The 17,368-nt window shown below is 38.2% G+C and carries 16 protein-coding genes; 4 read left to right on the forward strand and 12 right to left on the reverse strand.

Going from position 1 to position 17,368, the window contains the following annotated elements; all coding sequences use genetic code 11:
• Positions 1-171: 171 nt before the first annotated feature.
• A complete protein-coding gene (locus T529_RS0107505; protein ID WP_033163001.1) occupies positions 172-2,028 on the forward strand; it encodes an ABC-F family ATP-binding cassette domain-containing protein in 1,857 nt (618 codons plus the stop codon).
• Between the two features lie 112 nt (positions 2,029-2,140).
• Positions 2,141-4,405, forward strand: coding sequence for a hydratase (locus T529_RS0107510; RefSeq protein ID WP_033163002.1), 2,265 nt, complete (start codon positions 2,141-2,143; stop codon positions 4,403-4,405).
• Between the two features lie 16 nt (positions 4,406-4,421).
• On the opposite strand, the gene T529_RS0107515 is transcribed toward T529_RS0107510, so the two are convergent.
• The 12 genes from T529_RS0107515 to T529_RS0107570 form a co-directional block, all read right to left on the reverse strand.
• Positions 4,422-4,847 carry a VanZ family protein gene (locus T529_RS0107515; RefSeq protein ID WP_033163003.1) on the reverse strand — a complete coding sequence of 142 codons (426 nt, stop codon included), beginning with the start codon at positions 4,845-4,847 and terminating at the stop codon, positions 4,422-4,424.
• 17 nt (positions 4,848-4,864) lie between these two features.
• Positions 4,865-5,329 (reverse strand): GNAT family N-acetyltransferase, encoded by a 465-nt coding sequence (locus tag T529_RS0107520; protein WP_033163004.1) that lies wholly within the window; start codon positions 5,327-5,329, stop codon positions 4,865-4,867.
• A 78-nt stretch (positions 5,330-5,407) separates the two neighbouring features.
• Positions 5,408-7,489 carry a glutamine synthetase III family protein gene (locus T529_RS0107525; protein ID WP_033163005.1) on the reverse strand — a complete coding sequence of 694 codons (2,082 nt, stop codon included), beginning with the start codon at positions 7,487-7,489 and terminating at the stop codon, positions 5,408-5,410.
• 118 nt (positions 7,490-7,607) lie between these two features.
• Positions 7,608-9,068 carry a PTS sugar transporter subunit IIC gene (locus T529_RS0107530; protein ID WP_033163006.1) on the reverse strand — a complete coding sequence of 487 codons (1,461 nt, stop codon included), beginning with the start codon at positions 9,066-9,068 and terminating at the stop codon, positions 7,608-7,610.
• A gap of 327 nt (positions 9,069-9,395) precedes the next feature.
• Positions 9,396-9,917 (reverse strand): hypothetical protein, encoded by a 522-nt coding sequence (locus T529_RS0107535; protein ID WP_033163007.1) that lies wholly within the window; start codon positions 9,915-9,917, stop codon positions 9,396-9,398.
• A 54-nt stretch (positions 9,918-9,971) separates the two neighbouring features.
• Entirely contained in the window at positions 9,972-10,679 is a 708-nt protein-coding gene (locus T529_RS0107540; protein WP_033163008.1) for a GntR family transcriptional regulator, read from the reverse strand.
• Between the two features lie 57 nt (positions 10,680-10,736).
• The gene (yfcE, locus tag T529_RS0107545) at positions 10,737-11,285 is read right to left on the reverse strand and encodes a phosphodiesterase (RefSeq protein ID WP_033163009.1); all 549 of its coding nucleotides are present in this window, start codon (positions 11,283-11,285) and stop codon (positions 10,737-10,739) included.
• On the reverse strand, positions 11,285-12,040 hold the full coding sequence (locus T529_RS0107550) for an exodeoxyribonuclease III (RefSeq protein ID WP_033163010.1): 756 nt from the start codon (positions 12,038-12,040) through the stop codon (positions 11,285-11,287). The genes yfcE and T529_RS0107550 overlap by 1 nt, the downstream gene beginning before the upstream one ends.
• 62 nt (positions 12,041-12,102) lie before the next feature.
• Positions 12,103-12,717 (reverse strand): GyrI-like domain-containing protein, encoded by a 615-nt coding sequence (locus T529_RS0107555; protein WP_033163011.1) that lies wholly within the window; start codon positions 12,715-12,717, stop codon positions 12,103-12,105.
• A gap of 276 nt (positions 12,718-12,993) precedes the next feature.
• Positions 12,994-14,010 (reverse strand): UDP-glucose 4-epimerase GalE, encoded by a 1,017-nt coding sequence (galE, locus tag T529_RS0107560; RefSeq protein WP_033163012.1) that lies wholly within the window; start codon positions 14,008-14,010, stop codon positions 12,994-12,996.
• Positions 14,011-14,022: 12 nt separating this feature from the next.
• Entirely contained in the window at positions 14,023-14,505 is a 483-nt protein-coding gene (locus T529_RS0107565) for a peptidylprolyl isomerase (RefSeq protein ID WP_033163013.1), read from the reverse strand.
• Positions 14,492-14,785 (reverse strand): hypothetical protein, encoded by a 294-nt coding sequence (locus T529_RS0107570; protein ID WP_033163014.1) that lies wholly within the window; start codon positions 14,783-14,785, stop codon positions 14,492-14,494. The genes T529_RS0107565 and T529_RS0107570 overlap by 14 nt, the downstream gene beginning before the upstream one ends.
• 186 nt (positions 14,786-14,971) lie before the next feature.
• Here T529_RS0107570 and T529_RS0107575 point away from each other — a divergent pair, with 186 nt between their 5' ends.
• Together T529_RS0107575 and T529_RS0107580 are read left to right on the forward strand one after the other, a co-directional pair.
• On the forward strand, positions 14,972-17,041 hold the full coding sequence (locus T529_RS0107575; RefSeq protein ID WP_033163015.1) for an elongation factor G: 2,070 nt from the start codon (positions 14,972-14,974) through the stop codon (positions 17,039-17,041).
• Positions 17,042-17,133: 92 nt separating this feature from the next.
• The coding region (locus T529_RS0107580) for a helix-turn-helix domain-containing protein (protein WP_033163016.1) at positions 17,134-17,368 on the forward strand (235 nt) is incomplete at its 3' end.

The raw sequence follows: 17,368 nt of genomic DNA on the forward strand, positions 1-17,368 counted from the left end.
ATTACCCTTCCTTTAATTTACTTTATGCCCATTTTATCATACTTATTTGTGCTATGCGAAAGTTTTCACATTTATGATAAAAATTTCCTTAATCCTTACAAATAAGCAATAAAGAAGAAAAACATAGTTCATTACATCTATTTATGTTATGATAACTGACGGTGATGAGAAATGATTATAAGTTGTTCTTCTCTTACAAAGACCTTTGATGGTAAGGATGTTTTAAAGGATATTACCTTTATGATGGATGACCATGACAAGATGGCTATCATTGGCGTCAATGGAGCTGGTAAATCCACACTTTTACGTATTATTCAAAATAATGAGTCTTATGATAGTGGGACTTTAAGCATTCCCAATGATGTCAAAATTGGTTACTTATCCCAGGAACATCGCTTTGACCTCGATAAAGGTATCTATGAAACTTTAGAAGAGCCTTTTAAAAACTTAATACAAATAGAAAAACGCATGCGTGAACTCGAAATGCAGATGGGTGATAGTGAGCATTTTGAAGCTGTCATGAATGAATATGACAAGCTGCAAGCACGCTTCAATGATGAAGGTGGCTATGCCATGGAATCCAATATCAAAGGGATTCTCAATGGCTTAGGCTTTGAGGAAAACATGTGGCATAAGCCAATGGGCATATTATCAGGTGGCCAGAAAACAAGAATTGCCCTTGGACAACTCCTTCTAAGTGAGCCTGACTTATTATTGTTGGATGAGCCAACAAACCATCTCGATCTTGAAAGCATTGAATGGCTAGAAGGCTATCTCAAAAACTACAGCAAGGCCGTCATTGTCGTATCGCATGACCGTTACTTTATTGATCAGGTTACAACAAGTATTATGGAGATTGAGAATGGCCGTTCAACCATCTATAAATGTCATTATGAGGAATATGCCCGCATTAAGAAGCATAATCGTGATGTTGAACTGAAGCATTACCTCAACAACCAGAAAGAAATCAAGCGCATGCAGGAATCCATCGATACCTTAAAAGCCTTCAACCGCGAAAAGAGTATCAAACGTGCTGAAAGCAAAGAGAAAGCACTTGCAAAAATGGAACATCTCCAACGTCCTGATGCCCTTCCTGCCAATATCCGCTTACAATTCTCTCCAGAAGTCGAAAGTGGGTTTGATGTCCTTAAAGTCACTGATCTAGCGATGGCTTTTGATCATCCTTTATTTGATCATATTTCTTTCGATATCAAAAAGAATGAACGTGTTGGCTTACTTGGTCCTAATGGCATTGGCAAGACGACCCTCTTCCATCTTATTCTCAATGACTACCATCCGACAGCTGGTAAGATTAAGATTGGTGTAAAAGTGATGATTGGTTACTATGATCAGGAACAAATGTCCCTTAATCCAGCTAATACCATCTTTGATGAAATCCATGATAGCTATCCCCAGATGAATAATACCGAAATCAGAAATATCTGTGCCACATTCCTCTTTAGAGGGGATGATGTCTTTAAGACCATCGATGTCTTATCCGGTGGCGAAAAGGGACGTATTGTCCTTATGAAGCTCTTACTTCATAAAGATAACTTCCTCATTCTTGATGAACCGACAAACCACCTCGACATCCAATCCAAGGAAGTGTTAGAAGATGCACTATTGGATTTTCCAGGCACAATTCTCTTTATTTCCCACGACCGTTATTTCATCAATAAAATCGCAACCCGTATTCTCGATATGTCTACGCATGGTATTAAAGAATATAAAGGCGATTATGCCTACTATCTTGAACATCGTATTGATCATCAGGAAACAGTCAAGAATAATCAAACCACACAAGTCAAGACTGAGCTAGCGATGGACCGTAAAACCAAGAATAAAATCAAATCTCTGGAAAGAGATATTTCCCAACTTGAAGAAGACATCAACAATAAGACTGAACTTCTTAACAATGAAGATGTCCTAAATGACTATCAGCGTTACAACGATCTCACCAATGAAATCGAAGAATGCAATCAAAAACTAGAAGCTCTGATGGAAGAATGGGAAGAGCTGAATTCTTAGGCCTGTATCAGCAGGTCTTTTTTCATATTCTAAAACAAAACAATGGACATCAAAACCTCTTTCGTATAAGATATGCATATAGTATAATTGTATACAATTTGGAGGTGTCAAAATGAAGCTATATGATCAAGGTGTTTTTATTGTCGATGGCAAGACAATTATAAGTGAAGATGAAGCTGTAAATTATCAGCAGCCTCTTAATAAAGAAGAAGCACGCAAAGGAACCATTGCCTACTCCATTTTATCGAAGCATAATACGAGTGGTGATGACAAGAACTTAAAGATTAAGTTTGATGCGATGGCTTCACATGATATTACCTATGTCGGTATTATTCAGACAGCTCATGCATCAGGAATGGAAAAATTCCCTCTTCCTTATGTCATGACATGTTGTCATAACTCTTTATGTGCTGTTGGTGGCACAATTAATGATGATGACCATCTCTTTGGCTTAAGTGCGGCTAAGAAATATGGTGGTATTTATGTACCTCCGCATATTGCCGTTATTCACCAGTATATGCGTGAAAACTTTGCCGGTTGTGGCAAGATGATTCTTGGTTCTGATTCCCATACCCGTTATGGTGCATTAGGCACAATGGCTATTGGTGAAGGTGGTGGTGAGCTTGTCAAACAGTTACTAGAAGATACCTATGATGTTGCTTATCCTGGTGTTGTAGCCATCTATCTAGATGGTGCCCCTAAGCCATGGGTAGGTCCACATGATGTTGCCTTAGCTATTATTCGTGAAGTCTTCAAGAATGGCTATGTGAAAAACAAGGTGATGGAATTTATTGGTCCTGGTGTCTCTTCTATGACAACGGATTATCGTAATGGCGTTGATGTTATGACCACTGAAACAACATGTCTCTCTTCTATATGGCGTACTGATGAAGATACAAAGAGCTTCTTAAAAAAGCACCATCGTGAAGATGATTATCAGGAATTAAACCCTGCTCATATTGCTTATTATGATGGTTGTGTTGTTGTGCATCTTGATGAAATCAAGCCAATGATTGCATTGCCTTTCCATCCATCAAATGCCTATACGATTGATGAACTTTATGAAAATCTCGAAGAAATTCTTGATCAGACAGAAAAAGAAGCAGCGCGTATTTCCGGTGGCCGTGCACACTTCACCCTCAAGGACAAGATTACGCCTGATGGCAAGCTTCAGGTCCAGCAAGGTGTGATTGCCGGATGTGCTGGTGGGAATTATACAAATGTCGTTGAAGCAGCTCATGCCTTAAAGGGTAAGAGTATTGGCAATGATGAATTCTATTTATCTGTCTATCCATCAAGCCAGCCAGTCTATACGGACTTAGACCGTAAAGGGCTTCTTGCCGATCTTATGGATACGGGCGCTATTATTCGTAGTGCTTTCTGTGGGCCATGTTTTGGTGCCGGTGATACCCCTGCCAACAATGCCCTTTCCATCCGTCATACAACACGTAACTTCCCAAACCGTGAAGGCAGTAAGCCTGGTGCCGGCCAGATGAGTGCAGTTGCCTTAATGGATGCAAGAAGCATTGCCGCAACAGCAGCCAATGGTGGTATTCTGACAAGTGCAGAACACCTGGATTGTTGGGGAGATGTTCCAGAATATAATTATGATGATCGTTCATACAAGGCACGTGTCTACAATGGCTTTAAAAAAGCCCACGAAGAGACACCACTACGTTTTGGTCCCAATATCAAAGACTGGCCAGAACAGGAAGCTTTAAGTGAGAATATTCTTCTTAAGGTTGCCAGCAAGATTGAAGACGATGTCACTACAACCGATGAACTTATTCCTAGTGGTGAAACATCTTCCTATCGTTCTAACCCACTTGGCTTAGCCGAATTCACATTAAGCCGTCGTGATCCAGAATATGTCCCACATGCCAAAGCTATTCGTGATCTTGAAGACTTACGTAAAAAAGGTGAAATCGCCCCTGAACTTAAAGATGTCTTTGATGTCATCAAGACGATTGATGATGTCAATCCATTGGATGTCGAAATTGGTTCTGTCCTTTATGCCAACAAGCCAGGAGATGGCAGTGCGCGAGAACAGGCCGCAAGCTGTCAGCGTGTTCTTGGTGGACTTGCGAATATTACACAAGAATATGCCACAAAGCGCTATCGCTCTAACTGTATGAACTGGGGTATGATTCCTTTCCATCTTGATGGATCAGCTGATGTATTAGATGTCGATGATTATATCTACGTCCCTCATATCAGAACAATCCTTGATGGTGACTTAAGCCATATTAAAGCCTATGTCATCAAGAATGGTAAAGCTCAAGAAATCAAGCTTTATATTCAGGATATGACCCATGATGAACGTGAAATTGTGAAAGCTGGCTGCTTAATCAACTTCAATAAAAATAAACGTCATTAAAAAAGGATCGAGCTCATTAAGAGTTCGATCCTTTTTGATATCTGATCAATTGTAAAAGGGATAAAAAGAGCAATCCACCCGTAGTATCAATAAGAACATCTCTAAATTGTCCTGCCCTTCCGGCAATAAAGAGCTGATGAAATTCATCCGTGCAGGCAAAGACAAATGTCAATAAGAGCGCTTTAACGAATAGCTTGGTATGGCCATTCTTAGCCATGCCATAATAGAGTGATAAAGCCAGTAAGCCAAACTCCGTCATATGAGCACACTTACGGATTACAAAGACCATGCTGTCTTTAGAAAATGGCAATGTGATCAAGGCATTCAGGCTATAATAGATGGCATCTGACAATGAACCGGATTGATGGCCATTCTGGCTAGAAAAGCCAAAAATCATCACCAATATACAAATTGATGGTAAATAATATCGTAATTTCTTCATAACATTTAAAAAGAAGCTTAGAGCTTCTTTTCCATTGCATACCCCACAATTCTTTCCCCTCTTAGTTCACTAATATCTTCACTAAGAGTCTTATATCCTAACTTCTTAAAGAAGTCTTCTGATGAAATCGTTGAGATCGTATCAATAATATTGTTGCCATTGACCTTTGCATAATTTTCTAGATGCTTCACAAGTGCACTTGCCACACCTTGATGCAGATAGTCCTTATCAACATATAAACGATCTAAGAAACCTGTCTGCCCAATATTTCCAAAGCCAATAATCTCATCTTCATCATTAACAGCCACAATCGTATGGTTCTTTTCTAAGGATGTTTCCCAATGATAGATATTGGGCTTCTCTGGTGCCATGGCATCAAGTTCTTCAAGAGAATAATCCTGCGCACAGACAGAATGAACTGTATCATAATATAACTTTAAGACATCATCTAAATCCATTCGATTATATAACCTGATTCTCATACGCATTACCCCCTAACGTATTACTAATTATATCAAACTCACACCTAAAAAAAAAGGAGACATGCTCCTTTTTCTATTTTAGATACCAAATAATAAATCAGTATATGTTGGAATTGGCCAGTTCCCATCAGCAACCATTGTTTCAAGATGATCAGTTGTCGCACGTAAAGCATTCATGGCAGGGAGAACTTCATCACGCCATGCCACTGCTTCTTCCATCTTTTCACGATTAACAAGACTCTGTGCTTTTACAATTGCCTGATCTAAAGTCTGCATTTCTTCTTTCATCTTTCTTGCGCCATCCGCAAGATTTCTCAGATCATCAACTAAGAAGTCATTATCAATACCATTATTCTTTAAGCCACTGCAATCTTCACTGATCTGACCAATATAACGTAATACAGCTGGATAAAGCTGATTCTGCGCCATACGTTTAGCAGTTAATGCTTCGACCTGAATGGTTTTCACATAATTATCCAAACGAATATCATAGCGCGAAGCAATTTCTGTACGTGTATAGACACCCTGCTTTTCAAAGAGCTGGATATAGCGTTCTTCGTTTAAACATCTTACGGCATCAACTGTATTGCGATTGTTTGGTAAGCCTCTACGCATAGCTTCTTCTTGCCATGCTTCTGAATAACCATCACCATTGAAGATAATACGCTGGTGTTCTTTAAAGAATGAACGAATGACATCCATGATATCTTCCCCAGCTTCAATACGATTACACATTTCATCCATTTCCTGAGCCATCATTGTATTAAGAACAGTGTTGGCACTTGAGATTGATTGGGCACTGCCGACTGCACGGAATTCAAACTTATTACCTGTAAAGGCAAATGGGGATGTTCTATTACGATCAGTTGTATCTTTTGAGAATGTTGGAATGACAGAGACACCTGTCTGGAATCTTTCATGGCTTTCTTCTTTCGCATCTTCATGACGAATGATGTGGTTGACAACCGCATCCAGGTCATCTCCTAAGAACATCGAAACGATGGCAGGTGGAGCTTCATCAGCACCTAGACGATGGTCATTACCAGCACTTGCTGCCGAAAGTCTTAATAATTCCGCATATTCATCAACACCTTTAATCGTACATGCCAATGTAGCGAGGAATGGTAAGTTATGTAATGGATCCTTTCCTGGATTAAAGAGATTGACACCTGTATCCGTCGTAATGGACCAGTTGTTGTGCTTACCTGAGCCATTGACACCATCAAATGGTTTTTCATGCAATAAGCATCTTAAGCCATGCTTCTTAGCAATATCCTGGGCTAACTGCATCAAGAGATGGTTATTGTCAGCAGTAATATTACATGCCGCATAAACACAAGCAACCTCATGCTGGGCAGGTGCGACTTCGTTATGCTTAGTCTTTGAGGGAATGCCATACTTCCATAACTCCTGGTCTAATTCCTTCATAAAGGCACCAACTTTACGTTTAATAGAACCAAAATAATGATCCCCTAATTCCTGTCCCTTAGGTGCCATTGCACCGTAGAGCGTACGACCTGTGAGCTTTAAGTCAATACGTTTCTGATAATATTCATCAGGGACGAGGAAATATTCCTGTTCTGCCCCGACTGATGCATTGACATGTTTCACATCATCCAGGCCAAGCGCTGGCATGAGACGTAATGCTGAACGATTCAATGCTTCTAATGATCTTAAGAGTGGCGTTTTTTCATCAAGCGCCTCACCTGTATAGGAACAAAAGAGGGTTGGAATATATAGTGACCCATTCTTCACAAAAGCTGGTGATGTACAATCCCATGACGTATAGCCTCTTGCTTCAAATGTTGCACGTAAGCCCCCACTAGGGAAACTTGATGCGTCAGGTTCACCTTTACGTAGTGTCTTCCCACTAAATTCAAGCACCGCATGTTCACCATCAGGTTCTAAGAAAGCATCATGTTTCTCAGCTGTAAGACCTGTCATTGGCGTAAACCAATGTGTGAAATGAGTTGCCCCATGTTCAACAGCCCAGATCTTCATTGCATTGGCAATGACTGTTGCCGTTTCCTTTGAGAGTGGCTCATCCTTCGCTAATGACTCATGAAAAGCCTTATAAGTAGACTTGGGAATACGGCCCTTTAAGACCTCATCCGAGAATGTTAAAGAACCATATTGTTCAAGTAAAGAATCCATATCCATTTTTCTTATTCTCCTTTTGTCCCCTATTATAATGATAAAATATATTTTGTATACAAAAATCCAAAGTTTTCATAAATCAAAAAAAGAAGAGTGAAAATTCACTCTTCCAATAAGCATACTATTCAGCAGCTGACTGCTTGTTCTGTGTACGTTCGTAAGCTAATAAGAATGGAATGTACACTAATGTAGAAACAGCAATAACGATCAACTGTGAAACGGCACCCCTAATCTTACCACCTGTTGCGACGAACATGAAGATAACTGGTGGCATTGTCCATGGAACTTCAAGGACAACTTTAGGACAGAATCCAGAAATTGTTAAGATATAACCAATAATTAATGTGATAACTGGAGCGAAGATGAATGGGATGTCTAAGATTGGGTTTAATACTAATGGTAAACCGAATGTCATAGTTTCGTTGATATTGAATAAACCTGGAACTAATGAGATACCAGCGATTGTTCTGTTATCTTCACGTCTAGAGAAAATCAAGATAGCGAATACTAAGCCAAGAGTTACACCAGAACCGCCCCATTCAGCGAAGCCCTGACACATTGTTAAGTTGAATACATTAGGTGGTTCTTTACCAGCTGTATAAGCAGCAGTATTCTCGTAAAGTAATGGTCTTAAGATAGGTTCCTTGATAGCAGCTAACATGTTGTTACCATGAATACCTACGCACCAGAATAACATGATGATGATGTACATGAAGCTTAATGCAACAATGTTACCACCGATAATGCTACCTAATGGTTTCTGTACTAAGTTATAGATTAATGCGTTTAATTCAGCGCCAGTCGCTAACTGAACAACTAAGCCAACAGCACCAACAACAATTGCAGTTAATGTAGTAGGAATTAAGACTTCGAATGCCTTAGCAACTCCAGGTGGAACCTGTTCAGGCATCTTGATCTTTAATGCATCATTCTTACGGAATGCATTATAGATTTCCATACCAACAATGGCAACAATTAAACCAGTGAATAAACCAGTTGCAGCAGTGTAGTTAGAAAGGATACCTTGATAACCAAAGCTATCAACTGTAATACCCTTAGCAGCACCAGCTTTTAACTTATCACCTGCAGGCAATGTTGCTTTTGCAGCTTTGGCAAGAGCAGCAGCTACACCTTTAGAATTAAATAAGTCAGCTAAGCTTACTGAAACTGTATTACCACCAGCAGATGTAACTGAAGTTGATAATGAACCAGCAGTGAATGAAGTTGGAGTGACCATCATCCAAAGGATGAATCCAAGAACAGCTGGATAAGAACCAGTTTCACCGTTAGCCTCAGCAATTTCCGATGCGATTAACATTGTTACACCAATAGTGATACATGAGATAGTTGCATACTGCATAGCAGAAAAGATAGGGTTTAGTACTTCTAAGGCCATGATAGGAGACCAAAGTTTACCTAAACCTGTGCTGGAGTTGACTAAGACGTTAGTCCATAGTACACCAACAGCGCCAGTAATAGTCGCTGGCATGAAGTTTTGGAATGCGTTCTTGATGGCAGATAAATATTTATTCTGACCGAACCAAGCACCAACGCGACCCAAAGTGTCAGCAAATGCGTCCATAAATTTTCCTCCCTTTGAAATATTTTCGACAACAATATTGTAAGGTAAGCCCTTTCAATTGTCAATGAGTTTTAACTTAAAAATACCATACTTTTATTACTCACAACATGATTATTCTTAAAAATATATAAATATTTCATGATATTTTATGAATTTTAATATAAAAAGTTTTTTATACGTATTATTCCAATCATGTCACAAAAGAGATTTCTAAGCCTTAAATCTTTAAAACTGATAGCATAGAATAGTGTTATAAATAAGATGCAATCCTAATTATGTGGTATAGCCACAATGCCTCTTTAATACTAGAAGTCTAAAAAAAGAAGCCTATTCTTCAATATGGCTTCTTCTTCTGCGTTCTTCTTTACGACGTTGTTTACGTTCACGTTTTTCAATCTTACGATGCATATCTGTATAAGCTTTTACAGTACAATGGATACGCTTGTTTTCCCCTAAAATTGCACCCGTGAATGCTGCTGCATCCATCGGGAAGAACTTAATGCATGCCTTATCATCCATATAAAGTTCTATGGCATGAGGTCTTGTTACGATATCGCTCATTTTTGAAACGGGATCGGCAATGACTTCTGCATGAATTAAATCGACCTTTTTATCAGGAATCAGTCTTCTATGCATAATGACTTCTTTATCTTTTACGGTATATTTTACTGGACGACAGCCCACAAAATAGAAAGTCAAGACTGCCGTAAAGACAACATAGAACATAAATGATGCTAGTGTAAGCTGTCCATTAATAAAGCTTGAAAGATTAAAGATAAGCATGATGACAACTGCTGCATTAAAGACTCCAACCGCATAGTTAGGTCTTACCTTAAATTCCTTCTCCATAAATTCCACTCCTTATATTTTTTGAATCACAACGTTTATATTCTAACAAACACTTTAATGATTGACAAGAATCGTTGAAAATTCATATTGCGCATAATGATAGCGGGAAAGACAATACTCTAAGATAGCCCCAGTTGTCAGATATGTTGTCTGTTCTTCCTGAATATAGGGTTCTCCCTTGCTAAGGCCTAAGAAATCTCTTTCCATTGATGATGAAAGAGAAGAGGTAATATTGAGATGACAGCTTTGTATGCGTAAATGTAAGTCCTGGGTAATATAATCATATAAGGAATGATTCAGTATGTTGACTTTAAGATGAGGAACAATATTTAAAGGAAGATAGGTGATTCCTTCTACGTAAGGTTCTCCATCAAGTGAGCGATCACGAATAATATGATAGACGAAATCTCCCTCTTCAATCTGCAATTTTTCAGCAAGAAAATGATCTGCCGGCACCACCTCAAAGACAATGACTTGGCTTGAGACTGTCTTTCTACCTAGAAAGCGTCTTGTCAGACTGCGCTCAAACTGTTTATTGATGCCATCCTGGAGTGTTGTTTCCTTGACAAATGTACCCGCTCCCCGACGACGAATAATCAATCCTTCTTTGACAAGAATATCCAGTGCTTTTTTCATCGTTTCTTTATTACAACGATAATTCACACATAAAATATATTCATAAGGGAGCTTCATGCCAACGGTATACTCTCCGTTTATGATCTTGCTGCGAATCTGATCAGCAATATCACGATACTTAGTCATAGCGTATACCTCCCTTATTCAAAAATACCATACTTTTAAAGCGTTTTCACGGGATTTTTAATTTCCAGCAATATTTAATGTATCCAACAATTCATTCTCTAGGCTATAGAGTTTAAATGTTTCATCTTCATATACAATAAAGGACTGGATTCCTTTTTTAGGCAAGGATATCGAATTAGGATTCACTTTAAAATAATCACTTTCTTTTTCTAGAACAGGTATATGAAAATGACCATAACAATAGACATCACCAGCATTTAAGTGTGGGAAGTTTGTTTCATTATAAAGATGTCCATGGGTTAAATAGAAGCGATGTCCATCAACATACATTTCCAAGTAATCTGCACGCATTGGGAATTCTAGCACCATCTGATCGACTTCTGCATCACAATTCCCTCTAACAGCGAGAATATCATGCTTATGTGCATTGAGTAATGGAATGCATTTCTTTGGCGCATAGCCTTCTGGTAAATCATTTCTTGGGCCATGGTAGAGAATATCGCCTAAAATGACAAGCTTGTCAAAATCACCCTGGTCATAGACATCCATGACTTTCTTAAGTGAGCTGTAATCACCATGAATATCAGATATCATCATCAATTTCATCACAAATTTACCTCCAAGCCAACTGGGCAATGATCACTGCCCATAATATCCGTATAAATATAAGCATCCACAAGCTGATCCTTTAAATCATCAGAGACAATAAAATAATCAATACGCCATCCTGCATTCTTCTCTCTAGCCTTAAACATATAGCTCCACCAAGAATAAACACCTTCCTGATCAGGATAGAAATAACGATATGTATCAATATAACCATGAGATAACAGCTGTGTCATTTTCGCTCTCTCTTCATCACTAAAGCCTGCATTCTTATGATTTGTTTTTGGATTCTTTAAGTCAATTTCTTCATGAGCGACATTGAGATCACCACATAGAATGACTGATTTCTTTAGCTTGAGATGATCAAGATAAGCTAAAAAAGCATCTTCCCATTCCATTCGATAATCCAGTCTAGCTAATTCACGTTTACTATTTGGTGTATAACAAGCTACAAAATAGAAATCAGGATATTCAAGCGTTAGAACACGTCCTTCCTGATCATGTTCTTCTATGCCAATCCCCTTTGTAACAGCGAGAGGTTCTTCTTTCGCAAAGACAGCTACCCCGCTATAGCCCTTCTTCTTAGCGCTATTGACATATTTATGATAGCCTTCAAACTCTAGTTCGATCTGTTCGGGTTGCGCTTTTGTCTCCTGCAGGGCAAAGATATCCGCATTAAGCTTATGAAAGCTTTCTTCAAAACCTTTATTTAAACATGCACGAATGCCATTGACATTCCATGATACTAATTTCATCTAACCAACTCCTTTTGTATCATCTTACCATAAAACCTCTACAAAAACATAAAAGGATGCCCTTAAACAGCATCCTCCTCAATTGCATAACGAACAATTGTTTTCAGTTTTTCTTCAACAATCTTATTAGGATCATTGAGATAGATTTCATGATGGAATCCCGTTAATTTCATATTCTGAACAGTAATGAATTCCATGATCTGTTTGGTTGTATCAATTTCTGTATTATAGGCACCTTTATGTAACATCTGTACACATTCGCCTTCTTCAAACTTCTTGAGATAAATATCGATGATATAAGGATTGTCTTTCTTGTTGGCAACTGATTGTTTAATGATTTCAAACGTTGTCTGATCAAGTAATTTAGGTTGTGCCATCATTAATGTAAACTTAATCATCTTTTTACGTGTCACATCAAAACGTGAGTTATCATATGTATCCCACAGGCCTTCTAATGGTGATAAAAGATAAAGTAAGTCTTTTTCTTTCTTGAAATATTCTCTGATTTCCTGACTCATGATACGTAAGGCTTCACTCTTTAATTTAAATTCTTCCACCTTCGGATTACCAATGCCATCAACCATAATAAAATTAAATTCAGGCACATTCACAATATCTATTTTCTTTGTAGAGGCGTCATACTGCTTCTTGTATTCACGTCTAATTCCTTCTTTCACAATTGCACCACCTTCTAAACACTTCCATATTATAACAAAAACACAAAATTATTTCATTATATTTTTAGGATATCAAAGAATTATTCATATCTATTCATCTTTTTGCTAAATTTAATACATATATTACATATATAAAATATAGATATCATATTCGCTTTTCAATCTACAGCAACTCAAATATTATATGCCTTTTATATACATCTTGCAACTACAAATAGTTCTAAAAAAAAGACAATTATTTGATTATATCAAAAAAAGAGAATGGATTGCTCCATTCTACTTTTTATAACCATTTGGATTGTTTTTCTGCCAGTTCCAGCTATCACGACACATATCTTCAAGATTGCGTTTTGCTTCCCAGCCAAGGACTTCTTTAGCCTTATCCGCATTACTATAACATACGGCTAAATCACCTGCACGTCTTGGGCCAATTTCATATTTTAATTTTAAGTTGTTGGCTTTTTCAAAAGCATGAACGATATCAAGGACTGAGTATGGTGTACCAGTACCAAGGTTAATAATATCCACACCCTTGCGTGTAGCAGCATATTCTACAGCCTTAACATGACCATCAGCTAAGTCCATAACATGGATATAGTCACGCTGACATGTTCCATCAGGAGTATCATAATCATCACCAAAGACTGTTAAATGATCACGAATGCCAACTGCTGTCTGTGTAACATATGGCATTAAGTTATTAGGAATACCTGTTGGATCTTCACCAATACGTCCACTTTCATGGGCACCAATTGGGTTGAAGTATCTAAGCAAGACTACTGATAAGTTTTCATCTGCATGAGCTGCATCAGTTAGTATCTGTTCCATCATCCACTTTGTCCAGCCATATGGGTTAGTACATGTACCCTTCTTCATTGTTTCATAAAGTGGCGAGTCATTTTCTGCACCATAGACTGTAGCACTTGATGAGAAGACAAAGTTATGTACATCATTAGCGCGCATTGTTTCAAGTAATGACAATGTTGTATCAATATTGTTACGATAGTATTCAATTGGCTTTACGACAGATTCGCCAACTGCCTTTAAGCCAGCAAAATGAATAACACAATCAATATCATTTTCCTTAAAGATTTTATCTAAAGCCGCATTATCCTTAACATCAGCTTCATAATGTTTAATCTTCTTACCTACTAATTCTTCTACTCGTAATATAGCTTCTTCACAAGAGTTATCATAATTATCAACAATAATAACTTCATGACCAGCCTCAGTTAAAGTAAGTGCTGTATGTGAGCCGATATAACCAGCTCCACCTGCTAATAATACCTTCATCTTCTTTTCCTCCTATAAAATACGAATATCCTTAATAACTTGTGCTTCATAAGGGCAATCTCTGAAATCTCTTCTGACATTGGCAATCTTGTCAACTTCTTCCAAGCCTTCAAGTACCTTTCCAAAGGCAGCATATTCCCCATCAAGATGAGGAGCATCCTGGTGCATAATAAAGAATTGTGAACTTGCGCTATCAGGAATCATTGTTCTAGCCATAGAAATGACACCTCTTGTATGTTTGAGGTCATTTTTAACACCATTTGAAGCAAATTCTCCTTTAATGCTTTTCGCTTCTTTGCCTTTTAAGTTACGATCAACGCCACCACCCTGAATCATGAATCCAGGAATGACGCGGTGAAAAATAAGGCCCTGATAAAAATGTTCATTACAAAGATTAACAAAGTTTTCCACAGTAATTGGAGCTATTTCAGGATAAAGTTCTCCTTTCATTATAGCGCCATCTTCCATTTCAATTTCAAAATTAATTGTTTTCATCTTTTTCTCCTGTCTGAGTCTCTATTTTTGTTTTATTTGCCTTTCTTTTATGCAAGACAAATCTTAGTACAAAGAAAGCAATGGCAACAATGACAAGCACAAGAAAGACTTTCATAATATCTTCCATTTGCTTGAAATTATAAGCTAAGGCTACAGTTAAACATAACGCAGCAATATTAAGAAAGCCAGCACGCTTATATTTCTCATTATATATGAAATCAATCGCCAATGCATTTACGACAAATAAAGCTACTAATAATCCCATGCCAACAAAGTCCATAAGTCACCTCCTATACCAACATCATACCACTATTATACTTATTAATCACGCATGTATTCTCTTTGGTGCAATACTTACATGAAAAGTTTTTAAAAATTCATTGTAAACGTTTTCATATATATATTAGAAGTGGTATCATATTTGTATAAAAGTCATTTCATTATTTTATACAAGGAGGGATTACTAATGAGAGACTATCACTCCGATGAAATAGGCAATGTCGCAATCTTGGGCCACTCAGGAAGTGGGAAGACAAGCGTCATTGAGGCTATGGCTTACCGTAGTGGTAAGGTAAGCCAGATCGGAACAATTAAACAAGGCAATACCATTTCTGATTTTGATGAAGAGGAAAAGAAAAGACAATCATCAATGTCACTTTCTGTTATTCCACTCGAATGGCAGAACTGCAAAATCAATCTCTTGGATACACCTGGTGCCTATGACTTCCAAGGTGAAGTACAGGCTGCACTAGCTGTATCAGAAAGTGCTGTCATTGTCGTACCAGCCACAAAAGGTCTGACAACGGGCACAAAGCAGGCTATGTATAGAGCCCATGATAAAGCTAAAATCATATATATCAATAATATTGATTATCCAAATAATGATTATCATGAAAAACTTAAAGAACTCCAGGAAGTCTATGGCCGTCAGGTCGCTCCTATCCAGGTTCCAATCATGGAAAACAACAAGATGGTGGGCTATGTCAACGTTGCCAAGATGGAAGGGCGTCGCTTTGAAGGCAAAGAAACAAAGCCTTGTCCTATTCCTGAAGGCATGGATGACCTCATTCAGCCAGTTAAGGACATGATTGATGAGGCTGTCGCTAATACAAGCGATGATCTATTGGATAAGTATCTTGCTGAAGAACCATTCACAAAAGAAGAAATTTCTTTAGCTTTAAGAGAAGGTGTTATTAAACATTCACTGATTCCTGTTCTTTGTGGTACGGATGCAATTGGTATCCAGCAATTACTGAATTCCATTGTTGCTTTCTTCCCTGCTGCTGGTGATACTGTAAATTCCTTTATTATCACAAATAAGCAGAGCGGTGAAGAAGATATCGCTGGATATGATGAAGGAAGACCAACATCCATCCATGTGTTCAAGACTATTGCTGATCCATTTGCCGGACATATTTCGATTTTTAAGGTCGTCACTGGACATGTCGAGGCAGGCATGAAACTCGTCAATATGCGCAATGGTCGTGAAGAGGACTTCTCAAAGATCTATATCATGACAGGTAAGAAAATGGAAGAAACGGGTGTTCTTTATGCCGGTGATATTGGGGCTGTGATGAAGCTAGATGATACACATACCAATGATGTTCTGAATGTTTCAGGTTATCAATATGTTGATGAACCTATTAAATTCCCTCAGCCATATTATGGTAAAGCACTTAAACCTATTGGCAAGGCGAATGAAGATAAGATCTCGGCAGCTCTCAATCGCTTCCTCGAAGAAGATCCAACGCTTCGCTTTGAAACAAATGCTGAAACAGCAGAACAATGCCTCTATGGTTTAGGTGATATTCATTTGACTACGGTTGTGGATCGCTTAAAAGATAAATACAATGTTGAAGTAAAATTATCCGACATCACTTTATGTTTCAGAGAAACCATAAGAAACGAAGTGACACATCGTACAAAATATAAGAAGCAGACGGGCGGCCATGGTCAGTATGGTGATGTCGAAATCAAGTTTGAGCCAACCCACGACTACGATACGCCTTATGTCTTTGCTGAAGAAGTCTTTGGTGGAGCTGTTCCAAAATCATACTTCCCTGCTGTTGAAAAAGGCTTAGCTGAAGCCGTCCAACATGGTGTGCTTGCTGGCTATCCAGTGCTTGGCATTAAAGCTACTTTACTTGATGGTTCATATCATCCAGTTGATTCTAGTGAACAAGCCTTCAAGACTGCTACGCTCATGTGCTTCAAGTCCGCTTTACCAAAAGCGAATCCAATTCTTCTTGAACCATATGTAACAATAAATGCTGTATGTGAAGAATCTTACCTTGGTGATATCATGAGCTATTTCAATAAGCATCGTTCACGTGTTATCGGTCAGGAAATTCTTGATGATGGCCTGATGAAGATTACTGCTGAAGCACCACAGGCTGAAGTCATGAACTTTGCGATTGATCTTAAGAGTATGACGCAGGGTTCTGGTTACTTTACGGAAACTTTCCTTGATTATGAATATATGGATAAGTATTTACAGGAACGCGTCATTGAAGCACGTAAAGATAAAGTTGAATAAATGCATAAAAAGCTATCTCTCTGATACGATCCCCTAAAGGTAGACAGTACAAATACACAAAATGTACTGCCCTGCTTTTAGGGGGTTTTATTATGGGAAGAAAAGCAAAATATACATTTGAACAGAAACTGAAGGCTGCACAGGATTATCAATCAGGAAAGAAATCAGCATCTGATATTGCCTTTGAATTAGGTATGGGGAAATATGGTGACAACAGAATACGTCAATGGGCGAGTCTCTATAAAGCCAATGGGCAAGAAGCTCTCAAGCCTAAAGAAAGAAATTCATCTTACTCAAAAGAGTTTAAGGAACAGGTAGTTCAGGATT

Source organism: Sharpea azabuensis DSM 18934, from assembly GCF_000702165.1.
Taxonomy (GTDB): domain Bacteria; phylum Bacillota_I; class Bacilli_A; order Erysipelotrichales; family Coprobacillaceae; genus Sharpea; species Sharpea azabuensis.